The sequence below is a fragment of the Erwinia wuhanensis genome (genome assembly GCF_030484085.1).
GTDB lineage: Bacteria > Pseudomonadota > Gammaproteobacteria > Enterobacterales > Enterobacteriaceae > Erwinia > Erwinia aeris.
Genome location: NZ_JAUJUH010000002.1, coordinates 141413 through 153089 on the forward strand (window position 1 = coordinate 141413; position 11677 = coordinate 153089).

10 protein-coding genes are annotated in these 11677 nt (G+C 58.6%); 6 read left to right on the forward strand and 4 right to left on the reverse strand.

The annotated features are described in order from the left end of the window. Nucleotides 1-12: 12 nt before the first annotated feature. Complete coding sequence (locus tag QZH36_RS05130; protein WP_301729761.1) at nt 13-1920, reverse strand: ABC transporter ATP-binding protein; 1908 nt, start codon at nt 1918-1920, stop codon at nt 13-15. Nucleotides 1921-1925: 5 nt separating this feature from the next. Then, entirely contained in the window at nt 1926-4037 is a 2112-nt protein-coding gene (rlmKL, locus tag QZH36_RS05135) for a bifunctional 23S rRNA (guanine(2069)-N(7))-methyltransferase RlmK/23S rRNA (guanine(2445)-N(2))-methyltransferase RlmL (RefSeq protein ID WP_301729762.1), read from the reverse strand. 135 nt (nt 4038-4172) lie between these two features. Between rlmKL and QZH36_RS05140 the strand changes: the two genes are divergently transcribed. Further along, nucleotides 4173-5288, forward strand: a complete 1116-nt coding sequence (locus tag QZH36_RS05140; protein ID WP_301729763.1) for a YcbX family protein — start codon at nt 4173-4175, stop codon at nt 5286-5288. Here the strand turns inward: QZH36_RS05140 and QZH36_RS05145 are convergent. Beyond that, nucleotides 5285-5827 carry a cell division protein ZapC gene (locus QZH36_RS05145; protein ID WP_253454683.1) on the reverse strand — a complete coding sequence of 181 codons (543 nt, stop codon included), beginning with the start codon at nt 5825-5827 and terminating at the stop codon, nt 5285-5287. The genes QZH36_RS05140 and QZH36_RS05145 overlap by 4 nt on opposite strands. 162 nt (nt 5828-5989) lie before the next feature. Beyond that, nucleotides 5990-7000: a quinone-dependent dihydroorotate dehydrogenase gene (pyrD, locus tag QZH36_RS05150; protein ID WP_253461041.1), complete on the reverse strand. Its 1011-nt coding sequence runs from the start codon at nt 6998-7000 to the stop codon at nt 5990-5992. A 374-nt stretch (nt 7001-7374) separates the two neighbouring features. Here pyrD and ssuE point away from each other — a divergent pair, with 374 nt between their 5' ends. Genes ssuE through ssuB form a run of 5 tightly spaced genes read left to right on the forward strand, consistent with a single transcriptional unit; the run spans nt 7375 to nt 11631 of the window. Continuing rightward, entirely contained in the window at nt 7375-7926 is a 552-nt protein-coding gene (ssuE, locus tag QZH36_RS05155; protein WP_253454684.1) for an NADPH-dependent FMN reductase, read from the forward strand. 10 nt (nt 7927-7936) lie between these two features. Then, the gene (locus QZH36_RS05160; RefSeq protein WP_301729764.1) at nt 7937-8905 is read left to right on the forward strand and encodes a sulfonate ABC transporter substrate-binding protein; all 969 of its coding nucleotides are present in this window, start codon (nt 7937-7939) and stop codon (nt 8903-8905) included. Further along, the gene (gene ssuD, locus QZH36_RS05165; RefSeq protein ID WP_253454686.1) at nt 8902-10047 is read left to right on the forward strand and encodes an FMNH2-dependent alkanesulfonate monooxygenase; all 1146 of its coding nucleotides are present in this window, start codon (nt 8902-8904) and stop codon (nt 10045-10047) included. The genes QZH36_RS05160 and ssuD overlap by 4 nt, the downstream gene beginning before the upstream one ends. A 7-nt stretch (nt 10048-10054) precedes the next feature. Next, a complete protein-coding gene (gene ssuC, locus QZH36_RS05170) occupies nt 10055-10846 on the forward strand; it encodes an aliphatic sulfonate ABC transporter permease SsuC (RefSeq protein WP_253454687.1) in 792 nt (263 codons plus the stop codon). Beyond that, on the forward strand, nt 10843-11631 hold the full coding sequence (gene ssuB, locus QZH36_RS05175; RefSeq protein ID WP_253454688.1) for an aliphatic sulfonates ABC transporter ATP-binding protein: 789 nt from the start codon (nt 10843-10845) through the stop codon (nt 11629-11631). The genes ssuC and ssuB overlap by 4 nt, the downstream gene beginning before the upstream one ends. Nucleotides 11632-11677 lie beyond the last annotated feature (46 nt).

The following is an 11677-nucleotide window of genomic DNA, read 5'->3' on the forward strand; positions in this document are numbered from 1 at the left end:
ATTACCTCGGGGTTATTGGTTTTTCAGCGATTCCAGGTATTCCCAGCGCTCGAAAGCCTTTTCCAGCGCCTGTTCGGCTTCGGCAAGCGCATCCAGTACCGGCTGGGTCACGTCGTGCGGCTGGCCAAAGAAGCTGACGTCGGCCACCTTCGCCTGCAGCGAGGCCAGCTCGTTCTCCAGCTGCTCCATCTTCTGCGGCATCTGCTCCAGCTCGCGCTGCAGGTTATAACTCATCTTAGCCGCCGGACGCTTTGCCGGATCGCTTTTTACGGTTTCCTGACGCGTGGCCGGCGCGCTTTGCGCCGCGCTGCGGGTTTGCTTGTAGGCGGTGCGCTGCAGCTGAGCATCATGATAGCCGCCGACAAAGGCGCCGATCTCGCCCTGGCCTTCAAAAATCCAGCACTCGGTAACAGTATTATCGACAAACTGACGATCGTGGCTGACCAGCAGCACCGTGCCCTGATAGCCGTCGATCAGCTCTTCCAGCAGTTCCAGCGTTTCCACGTCCAGATCGTTGGTCGGTTCATCGAGGATCAGCAGGTTGCTGGGCTTCAGGAACAGGCGCGCCAGCAGCAGGCGGTTACGCTCTCCGCCCGACAGCGCACGTACTGGCGTCATGGCACGCTTAGGGTGGAACAGGAAGTCCTGCAGATAGCCCAGCACGTGGCGCGGCTTGCCGTTCACCATCACTTCCTGCTTGCCTTCCGCCAGGTTATCCATCACCGTGCGATCGGGGTCGAGTTCCGTCCGGTGCTGATCGAAATAGGCCACTTCAAGCTTGGTGCCGATATGCACGCGACCGCTGTCCGGTTTCAGCTGATCGAGCATCAGCTTCAGCAGCGTAGACTTGCCGCAGCCGTTCGGGCCGATCAGCGCAATTTTGTCGCCGCGCTGCACCTGGCGGGAGAAATCCTTCACCAGCTGTTTGCCCGCCACGCCGTAGCTGACGTTTTCCAGTTCAAAGACGATTTTGCCGGAGCGGCTCGCCTCTTCCACCTGCATATTGGCTTTGCCCATCACTTCGCGGCGTTCGGCGCGCTCGTTGCGCAATGCTTTCAGCGCGCGGACGCGTCCTTCATTACGGGTACGACGGGCTTTGATGCCCTGACGGATCCAGACTTCTTCCTGCGCCAGCTTGCGGTCGAATTCGGCGTTCTGCATCTCTTCCACGCGCAGCGCTTCTTCTTTGCCCAGCAGGAACTGATCGTAGTCGCCCGGCCAGGAAACCAGCTTGCCGCGATCGAGGTCAACGATACGCGTCGCCATATTGCGGATAAACGAACGGTCGTGCGAGATAAAGATAATGCTGCCCTGGAAAGTTTTCAGGAAGGTTTCCAGCCAGTCGATGGTTTCGATATCCAGGTGGTTGGTCGGCTCGTCCAGCATCAGCACGCGCGGATTGCTGACCAGCGCGCGGCCCAGCGCCGCTTTACGCAGCCAGCCGCCGGACAGCGAGGAGAGCGGCGCATCGCCGTCCAGGCCGATCTGCTTCAGCACGTCCTGAATACGCGTTTCCAGCTGCCACAGGTTCTGGTGATCGAGAATGCTTTGCAGCCTGCCCATTTCGTTCAGGTTTTTCTCGCTGGGATCGCTCATTACCAGATGCGAAATCGCATGATAGGCCTTCAGGTACTCGGCCTGTTCATTCACGCCTTCGGCAACGAAGTCATACACCGAGCCTTTTACGTTACGCGGCGGATCCTGTTGCAGGCGCGCGATAACCAGGTCCTGCTCATAAATGATGCGCCCATCGTCCAGCGGCTGCTCGCGGTTGATGATTTTCATCAGCGTTGACTTGCCCGCGCCGTTGCGCCCTACCAGACAGACGCGCTCGTTCTCTTCAATATGCAGCTCGGTGTTATCCAACAGCGGCGCGTCGCTGAATGAGAGGTAAGCGCCATGAATACTGATCAGTGACATAAAACTTATTCCTTACCGGCGTGAGTAATCAGCCAGCAGTTATGAATTTGACGGTTGCGGGCGAAGTCCTGCGACTGCGTTTTCGCGGTAATTTCTTCAGCGTGCAGCTGAAGCTCGGCCAGGCCTTCCAGATCCATTTTGAAGCCGCGCTTATTGTTGGAGAACATGACGGTGCCGTTTTTGCGCAGCAGCCTTTTCAGATCTTTCATCAACAGCAGATGATCGCGCTGCACGTCAAAACTCTCTTCCATTCTTTTCGAGTTCGAGAAGGTTGGCGGATCGATAAAGATCAGATCGAACTGCTCGTCGGACTCGCGCAGCCAGCTCAGGCAATCTGCCTGCATCAGGCGGTGCTGGCGGCCGGTCAGGCCGTTCAGACGCAGGTTGCGTTCTGCCCATTCCAGATAGGTGCGCGACATATCCACCGTGGTGGTGCTTTTGGCGCCGCCCAGTCCGGCATGCACGCTGGCGCTGCCGGTATAGGCAAACAGGTTCAGGAAGTCTTTGCCCTTGCTCATCTGCCCAAGCATTTTACGCGCGATGCGGTGATCCAGGAACAGGCCGGTATCCAGATAGTCGGTGAGATTTACCCACAGCTTCGCGTTAAACTCGGAAACCTCGAAGAAGTCGCCCTTTTCGCCCAGCTTCTGATACTGGCTTTTGCCTTTCTGCCGCTCGCGGGTTTTCAGCACCAGACGGTTTGCCGGCAGATCCAGCACGCTGAGCGTGGCGGCTATAACGTCAAACAGGCGCTGACGGGCTTTAGACGGCTCGATGGTTTTCGGCGGCGCATACTCCTGCACCACCACCCACTCGCCATAGCGATCGACAGCGACGTTGTAGTCCGGCAGATCGGCATCGTAAATGCGGTAGCACTCAATGCCTTCCTGACACGCCCATTTTTCCAGCTTCTTCAGGTTTTTACGCAGGCGGTTAGCGTAGTCTTCCGCAATCTGCGCCACGCCGGAGGTATTCACTCCCAGCTGATAGTTTTTCTGTACGCAGTCCAGCGGGCCGTTTTTCGCCTTGAACTGGCGTTCAGCACGCAGCTGCAGGCAGCTCAGCAGCTCCGGCGACGCGCTGAACAGCGACAGGTTCCAGCCGCCGAAATGCTGTTTCATCAGGCGTCCCAGCTGGCTGTGCAGCGCAATCAGGGCCGGTTCGCTTTCCAGACGTTCGCCGTAAGGCGGGTTGCTCAGCACGGTGCCGGTTGGCCCTTCCGCCAGCGGATTGGTCAGCTTCAGCACGTCCTGGGTGGTAAAGCTGATAAGCTCCGCCAGGCCTGCACGACGGGCGTTAACGCGCGCGCGTTCAATGACGCGGGAGTCGTTATCGTAACCATAAAAACGGGACGTCGTTTCCTGAAGCCCGCGACGAGCGCGCACTTTCGCTTCGCTGGTCACTTCACGCCACAGCGCCTCGTCGAATTTGTTCCAGCCGGTAAAGCCCCAGTGGGTGCGATGCAGGCCAGGCGCGCGATCGCTGGCGATCATCGCCGCTTCAATCAGCAGCGTGCCCGAGCCGCACATAGGATCGACCATCGGCGTGCCCGCCTGCCAGCCGGAGCGCTGCACGATAGCCGCCGCCAGGTTTTCCTTGAGCGGCGCCATGCCGGTTTGCTGGCGATAGCCGCGCTGGTGCAGGCCTTCGCCGCTCAGATCCAGCGCAATGCTGGCATTGTCTTTGTTCAGCCAGACGTTAACGCGGATATCCGGCTGCTCGCGATCCACATCCGGTCGCGCCAGGTTTTTGCGGGTAAAGCTGTCCACGATGGCGTCTTTGACTTTAAGCGCGCCGTACTGGCTGTTGCGGATCACTTCATTCAGCCCGCTGAAATGCACGGCAAAGGTTTTATCGCTGCCGAACAGCGCCGGCCAGTCGATAGCCTGTACGCCCAGATAGAGATCCAGGTCGCTGTATACGCCGCATTCGGTCAGCGGCAGCAGGATGCGGGAAGCCAGGCGGCTCCACATCAGGCTCTGATACATCAGACGATCGTCGCCCTGAAAATGTACGCCGCCCTGGACAATCTGGCAGGCCTCGGCCCCCAGCGCTTCCAGTTCACTTTTTAACAGCTCTTCGAGCCCACGCGCCGTACTGGCAAACAGAGAATTCATAACATCACTTATCATCTGGAAAATTGCTGCGCATTATAGCTAATCCGGGGCGCATGTCATAAAGTTAGCTTCTTTTCGTCAGCCGCTCCCGGCTCTTTTTTTGCGCTGGCGTTTTCTTCCCTGCTGGAGAGCACCATGATTAGCCTGTCCCGTCTGTTTATTCATCCCGTAAAATCCATGCGTGGCACGCAGGTTTCTCATGCTCAGGCGCTTGCCAGCGGCCTGGCCTTCGATCGTATTTTTATGCTTACCGAGGCGGACGGCACCTTTATTACAGCGCGTCAGTATCCTGAAATGGTGCTTTTTACGCCCGCACTGCTGCCGGACGGTCTGCTGCTGGCGGCGCCGGACGGCAGCAGCGCCACCGTGCGCTTTGCGGATTTCGCCGCCGAGCCTGCGCCGGTGGAAGTCTGGGGCAACCATTTCACCGCGCTGATTGCGCCTGCGCCAATCAACAGCTGGCTGAGCGGCTTTTTTCCGCGTCCCGTACAGCTTCGCTGGGTAGGACCGGAGATGACCCGGCGCGTGCAGCGATTTAGCGAGGTGCCGCTGGGCTTTGCCGACGGCTATCCTTATTTGCTGATTAATGAGGCCTCGCTGCACGATTTACGTAAGCGTTGCCCGGCCGGCGTAAAGCTGGAGCAGTTCCGTCCAAACCTGGTGGTAACGGGCACGACGGCATGGGCGGAAGATCGCTGGGCAACGGTGCGCATCGGCGGCATCCTTTTTGACGCACCGAAACCTTGCGGCCGCTGCATTTTTACCACTGTCAGCACGGAGCGCGGCCGCAGGCATCCCACCGGCGAGCCGCTGACTACCCTGCAAAAATTCCGTACCGCGATGGATGGCAGCGGCGATGTCGATTTTGGTATCAACCTGGTGGCACGCAACAGCGGCATCGTGCGGGTGGGTGACGAGCTGGAGGTGGTTGCCGATAAACCGGCACGCCTGTATGGCGCGGGTGAAGTGGCGGAATCGCTGGAAGCGGTTGCCGCAGCGCAGGAAAGCGTCACCCTCAGCTGGGAAGGCGAGCGCTTCAGCGGCAACAATCAGCAGGTTTTACTGGAGCAGCTGGAGATGCAGGGTTATCGCATCCCCTACTCCTGCCGTGCGGGCGTTTGCGGCAGCTGCCGCGTCCGGCTGGCGTCCGGCCAGGTTCGGGCGCTGAAGAAAGGCGCGCTGCGCGAGGACGGCACGCTGTTAAGCTGTAGCTGCGTCCCGGACGGCGACCTGGTGCTGTTGGCGCGTTAAACGGCGCGGGCGAAGGTGAAAATATGCTGGCTGATGGCGGGCAGCAGGCGATCGTGCATCACCTTGATAGCATCGCCCAGCACCATCGTTTTGCCGCCCAGCTGCAGCTCCGGCTGCGCCAGCAGGCACAGCGCGGCGTTTTCGCCCGCTTCCACCACCAGCAGCGTGGCTTCTTCGCCCGTTTCGCACAGGCGCACCGCTACCAGCTCGCCATCCTGCGGCGTACAGTGACGCGGATGCGCGGAAAAGTGCCAGCTTTTTGGCATCTGCGGCTTCAGAAAACGCAGGGCAACCAGCGCGTTCAGCACCAGCTCGGTACGCTGCCATTCGGTCAGGTCGCACGTCAGGCATTTTTCTGCGAAGGTGGAAAACAGGGCGGCGTCGTCGACGGAGAATTGCGCGGCGTTAAAGGCATCGGGCGTCAGCATTTTACGAGGGAAGCGTGAGCGGAACAGCGCGCCTTCCGCCATAGCCAACATCATGCGTTCCTGTTCGTCATCGAAGAACCAGCGCCAGCTGTCGTCAGGTTTAATCCTCATGAAGTATCCCGTAATGATCGTCAGGTCGGCTATTTATCGCGAGGTCAGCGAACACGCGATCCGCCCCGTGCCAAAATAGTCTGAATAATGCATAAACAGGAGAAAATATAAACGAGCCAGAGGGGAAAATAAACCCCCTGGCCCCGTTAAGCCTGCATTTAATCAAATATGACTGACAATTTCTTTAATCAGCGGCGGCCCTTTGTAAATAAAACCGGAATATATCTGCACCAGCGAGGCGCCCGCCGCCATTTTTTCTTTGGCTGCCACCAGCGAATCTATGCCGCCTACGCCGATAATCGGCAGCCGGCCCTGCAGTTCCTGCGAGAGACGGCGAATGATTTCCGTACTTTTCAGCTGTACCGGACGCCCGCTCAGGCCGCCCGTTTCTTCGCTGTATTTCAGGCCGCTAACCAGCGAACGATCCAGCGTGGTATTGGTAGCGATCACGCCATCAATATTATGCCGCACCAGGCTGTCGGCAATTTGGATAAGTTCTTCTTCAGCTAAATCCGGCGCAATTTTGACCGCTACCGGCACATATTTTTGATGCTGATTTTCCAGCGCCTGCTGTTTGTGCTTAATCGCCTGCAAAAGATCGTCCAGCGCTTCACCATATTGCAGCGTGCGTAACCCTGGCGTATTCGGCGATGAGATGTTGATCGCAATATAACCTGCATAAGGATAAACTTTCTCCATACAGATTAAATAATCTTCTTTACCCATTTCGACCGGCGTATCTTTATTTTTGCCGATATTGATGCCCAGAATGCCGTCGAAGCGAGCCTGCCTGACATTATTGACCAGCTGGTCCACGCCCAGATTATTGAATCCCATACGATTAATAATGCCTTCCGCCTCTCTGATGCGGAACATACGCGGCTTATCGTTCCCCGCCTGTGGTCGTGGCGTCACGGTGCCGACTTCAATAAAGCCAAAGCCCATTGCGCCGAAGGCGTCAATACATTCACCGTTCTTATCCAGCCCCGCCGCCAGGCCCAGCGGGTTTTTGAACGTCAGGCCCATGCAGTTGACGGGCTTAAAAGGAAGAGTTTGTCGAACCAGATGAATAAGCGGCGTTCCGGTTATCCGGTGCAGCTGCTGAAGGGTCAATTCGTGCGCACGCTCGGCGTCGAGCTGAAAAAGCGCGTTACGAACCAGGTTATACATGATCGCTCCTGAGTAGCCCATAATGCCGGGCCGGAAAAGGACTAACGGTTGCCTCAGCAACCCTGAAAACTGTGCGGTCGACACGCCTTCTTCGCTTTTATACGTTATCAGATACAAAGAACAGCGGCCTTCGACATGCGCAGCAACGCTGCAGGCGCGGGGGAAAATGGTAAAGTCCTTTGCCGGGAAAGTAAAACGTTTGCGTGCCCCCATCCCTCTCTTTTTCCGCGCTTTCCTGTTATCTGTTTTTCGCTTAGTCAAAAAGTAACTTAAATATGCCGGATAAATCATTTAAGGCGTCCGTCACACTCTGCCAGGATAGTTCCATAAGTTCAGGAATTATTTTAATCAATAACTTTTGGTTATAAGGAGAGATGATGCGCGTTATTACTCTGGCAGGCAGTCCTCGCTATCCTTCGCGGTCAACCGCGCTGCTGACCCTGTGCCAGCACGCGCTGGAGCAACGAGGCGCCGAGGTGATCCCCTGGAACCTGCATAACTTTCCTCCAGAGGATTTGCTTTACGCCCGCTTCGACTCGCCTGCGCTGCTGGCTTTAAAAGAGGATCTGGCTAACGCCGATGGGCTGATCGTCGCCACGCCGGTTTATAAAGCCTCTTTTTCCGGCGCGTTAAAAACCCTGCTCGACTTACTGCCGGAACGCGCGCTGGAGCATAAAGTGGTGCTGCCGCTGGCGACCGGCGGCACCATCGCGCATATGCTGGCCGTGGACTATGCGCTAAAACCGGTGCTTAACGCGCTGAAGGCGCAGGAGGTGCTGCACGGCGTGTTTGCCGACGACAGCCAGATTAGCCATTACGATCGCCAGCCCGAACTTTCTCCCCTGCTTGCCGAACGCATTGCGGAATCACTCGACACCTTCTGGTATGCGCTGTCGCGTCGTCATCAGCGGCTGGCCGCAGCGGTATAAGGAAGCGCCCATGAGCCTGTTTACACGTTTTGTCTCGGCGCTGGCCTTCAGCGCGCTGTTCACTGGCGGCGCGCTGGCGGACGAGGCCGCGCCTGCCGCTTTCCGTATTGGCTATCAAAAAGGGTCGGTGAGCATGGCGCTGGCCCGCTCGCATCAGCTGCTGGAAAAGCGTTTCCCTCATACGCAGATTAAATGGATTGAGTTTCCGGCCGGCCCGCAAATGCTGGAAGCGCTGAATGTTAACAGCATCGATTTGGGCAGCACGGGCGACATTCCGCCAATCTTCGCCCAGGCGGCCGGTGCCGATCTGCTTTATGTCGGCTCAGAGCCGCCCAAGCCGCAATCTGAAGTAATCCTGGTAGCCAAAGACAGCCCGATTAGAAGCGTCGCCGAACTGAAAGGCCATAAGGTGGCTTTCCAGAAGGGCTCCAGCTCGCATAATTTACTGCTGCGCGCGCTGACCAAAGCCGGGCTGAAATTCAGTGATATTCAGCCTGCCTATCTGACGCCTGCCGATGCCCGCGCGGCTTTCCAGCAGGGCGATGTCGATGCCTGGGCTATCTGGGATCCCTACTATTCCGCCGCGCTGTTGCAGGGCGGCGTGCGGGTGCTGGCCGATGGCGACGGGCTGAACCTGACCGGTTCGTTTTATCTGGCGACCCGCCCTTTTGCTGAAGCCAACGGCGCTTTCGTGCAGCAGGTGCTGGAGACGTTCAGCAAGGCCGACGAGCTGACCCGCAGCGATCGCGAGCAGAGCATTGCCCTGCTTTCGCAAACTATCGGCCTGCCGAAACCGGTTATCGCCAGCTATCTCGATCACCGTCCGCCGACCGTTATCGGCCCGGTCAGCGACAAAACCGTGCAGGCCCAGCAGCATACCGCCGATCTCTTTTACGCTAACCATTTAATGCCGGTGAAAGTCGATATCGCCAGCCGTGTCTGGCATGTCGCCGCCGCTACGCAAGGAGTCCCACAATGAGCCTTTCCGTTTTCTGGTTTCTGCCCACGCATGGCGATGGTCACTATTTAGGCACGACGGAGGGCGCGCGTCCTGTCGACCACGCTTATCTGCAGCAAATTGCTCAGGCTGCCGATCGTCTGGGTTTTGGTGGTGTGCTGATCCCAACAGGGCGTTCCTGTGAGGATGCCTGGCTGGTGGCCGCGTCGCTGATCCCCGTGACGCAGCGCCTGCGTTTTCTGGTTGCGCTGCGTCCCGGCGTAATCTCCCCTACGCAGGCCGCGCGCCAGGCCGCCACGCTGGATAGGCTGTCAAACGGCCGTGCGCTGTTTAACCTGGTGACCGGCGGCGATGCGGAAGAGCTGGCGGGCGACGGCGTCTTTCTGGATCACCGTGAGCGCTATGTTGAGTCGGCGGAATTTACCCGCGTCTGGCGTCGCGTGCTGGAAGGCGAAACGGTGGATTACGAAGGCAAGCACGTGCACGTTCGCGGCGCCCGGCTGATGTTTCGGCCCGTGCAGCAGCCGCGTCCGCCGTTATGGTTTGGCGGCTCTTCCGAACCTGCTCAGGATCTGGCAGCGGAACAGGTCGATGTCTACCTGACATGGGGCGAACCGCCGGCGCAGGTCAAAGAGAAGATTGAGCAGGTGCGGGCGAAAGCGGCGGCCCAGGGCAGAACGGTGAAGTTCGGCATCCGCCTGCACGTTATCGTGCGGGAGACCAATGAAGAGGCCTGGAAAGCGGCAGATCGTCTGATTTCGCATCTGGATGACGCCACTATTGCTAAGGCGCAGGCCGCGCTGGCAAAAACCGATTCGGTCGGTCAGCACCGCATGGCCGCCCTGCACGGCGGACGTCGCGATAAGCTGGAGATTTCACCCAACCTGTGGGCGGGCGTCGGACTGGTACGCGGCGGCGCGGGCACCGCGCTGGTCGGCGATGGCGCTACCGTAGCGGCCAGGATGCAGGAGTATGCCGATCTGGGCATCGAGACGTTTATTTTGTCCGGCTATCCACATCTGGAAGAGGCCTATCGCGTCGGCGAGCTGCTGTTCCCGCATCTCGATTTGAACGTGCCGGAAGTGCCGCAGCCGAACAACATTACCGCGCACGGCGAAGCCGTAGCGCATGATTTCGCTCCACAAAAAGTGTCGCAGAGCTGAGGTGGCTATGAGCAAACCGCTTAATCGTATCGGCAATCAGCTGATCCCATGGGCACTGCCCATTGCGCTGGTGATCGTGTGGCAAATCGCCTCACAGACCGGCTGGCTTTCTACCCGTATTTTGCCTTCGCCAGAAGCCATAGTGATTACGTTCTGGAAGCTGTCGGCCAGTGGCGAGCTGTGGCAGCACCTGGCGATCAGCAGCTGGCGTGCGGCGGTCGGCTTCAGCATTGGCGGTTCCATCGGCCTGATCCTCGGCCTGATTACCGGCATGTCGCGCCTGGGCGAACGGCTGCTGGACACGTCGGTGCAAATGCTGCGTAACGTGCCGCACCTGGCGCTGATCCCGCTGGTGATCCTGTGGTTTGGCATTGACGAATCCGCCAAGATTTTTCTGGTGGCGCTGGGTACGCTGTTCCCTATTTATCTCAATACCTATCACGGCATCCGCAATATCGATCGCGGCCTGGTAGAGATGGCCCGCAGCTATGGCCTCTCCGGCTGGAGCCTGTTTATTCAGGTGGTGCTGCCGGGCGCGCTGCCCTCCATTATGGTCGGCGTGCGCTTTGCCCTGGGCCTGATGTGGCTGACGCTGATCGTGGCGGAAACCATTTCCGCCAACTCCGGCATCGGCTATCTGGCAATGAACGCGCGCGAATTTTTGCAGACCGATATCGTGGTGGTTGCCATTATCCTGTATGCCCTGCTCGGTAAACTGGCTGACGTCAGCGCGCTGTTACTGGAACGCGTCTGGTTGCGCTGGCATCCGGCTTATCAACTTAAAGAGGAAAACGCATGAGCGAGTTAACGTCTTCTCCAGCGCGTCTTAACGCCGGTACGCCTCTGATCGTTAACCGCGTCAGCAAGCAGTATCACGGCCGCACCGTGCTGAATAACATCGATTTGCATATTCCTTCCGGCCAGTTTGTGGCGGTGGTCGGACGCAGCGGCTGCGGTAAAAGCACCCTGCTTCGCCTGCTGGCCGGGCTGGAAAAAAGCAGCGCCGGCGAGCTGCTGGCCGGTAGCGCGCCGCTGAGCGAAGCCAGAGACGATACCCGCCTGATGTTTCAGGATGCGCGCCTGCTGCCGTGGAAAAGCATTATCGATAACGTTGGCCTGGGATTGAAAGGCCGTGCCTGGAAAAGCGACGCGCTGGAGGCGCTGGCAGCCGTCGGCCTGGCGGAACGCGCCAACGAATGGCCTGCGGCGCTGTCCGGCGGGCAAAAGCAGCGTGTGGCGCTGGCCCGCGCGCTGATCCACCGGCCGGGTTTGCTGCTGCTGGATGAGCCTTTAGGCGCGTTGGATGCGCTGACGCGTATTGAAATGCAGGATCTGATCGAGTCGCTGTGGCAGCAGCATCATTTCACCGTGCTGCTGGTCACCCATGACGTCAGCGAAGCCGTGGCGATGGCTGACCGGGTGCTGCTGATTGAAGAAGGCAATATCGGGCTGGATTTGGTAATCGACCTGCCGCGCCCGCGCCGTAAAGGCTCCGTGCGGCTGGCAGAGCTGGAAGCGAAAGTGCTGGATCGCGTCATGAAACGCTCGCCGGTGGAAGAAGAAAAACGCTACGCGCAACGCTGATTTACGCCGTTGCTAAAAGAAAAAGCCCCGACTATCGGGGCTTTTT

Coding starts and splice junctions, on each gene's coding strand:
- rlmKL (WP_301729762.1), bottom strand. CDS start 4,037: ATGAATTCTCTGTTTGCCAGTACGGCGCGTGGGCTCGAAGAGCTGTTA.
- QZH36_RS05160 (WP_301729764.1), top strand. CDS start 7,937: ATGAGCCTGTTTACACGTTTTGTCTCGGCGCTGGCCTTCAGCGCGCTG.
- ssuB (WP_253454688.1), top strand. CDS start 10,843: ATGAGCGAGTTAACGTCTTCTCCAGCGCGTCTTAACGCCGGTACGCCT.
- QZH36_RS05145 (WP_253454683.1), bottom strand. CDS start 5,827: ATGAGGATTAAACCTGACGACAGCTGGCGCTGGTTCTTCGATGACGAA.
- ssuE (WP_253454684.1), top strand. CDS start 7,375: ATGCGCGTTATTACTCTGGCAGGCAGTCCTCGCTATCCTTCGCGGTCA.
- QZH36_RS05130 (WP_301729761.1), bottom strand. CDS start 1,920: ATGTCACTGATCAGTATTCATGGCGCTTACCTCTCATTCAGCGACGCG.
- QZH36_RS05140 (WP_301729763.1), top strand. CDS start 4,173: ATGATTAGCCTGTCCCGTCTGTTTATTCATCCCGTAAAATCCATGCGT.
- ssuD (WP_253454686.1), top strand. CDS start 8,902: ATGAGCCTTTCCGTTTTCTGGTTTCTGCCCACGCATGGCGATGGTCAC.
- ssuC (WP_253454687.1), top strand. CDS start 10,055: ATGAGCAAACCGCTTAATCGTATCGGCAATCAGCTGATCCCATGGGCA.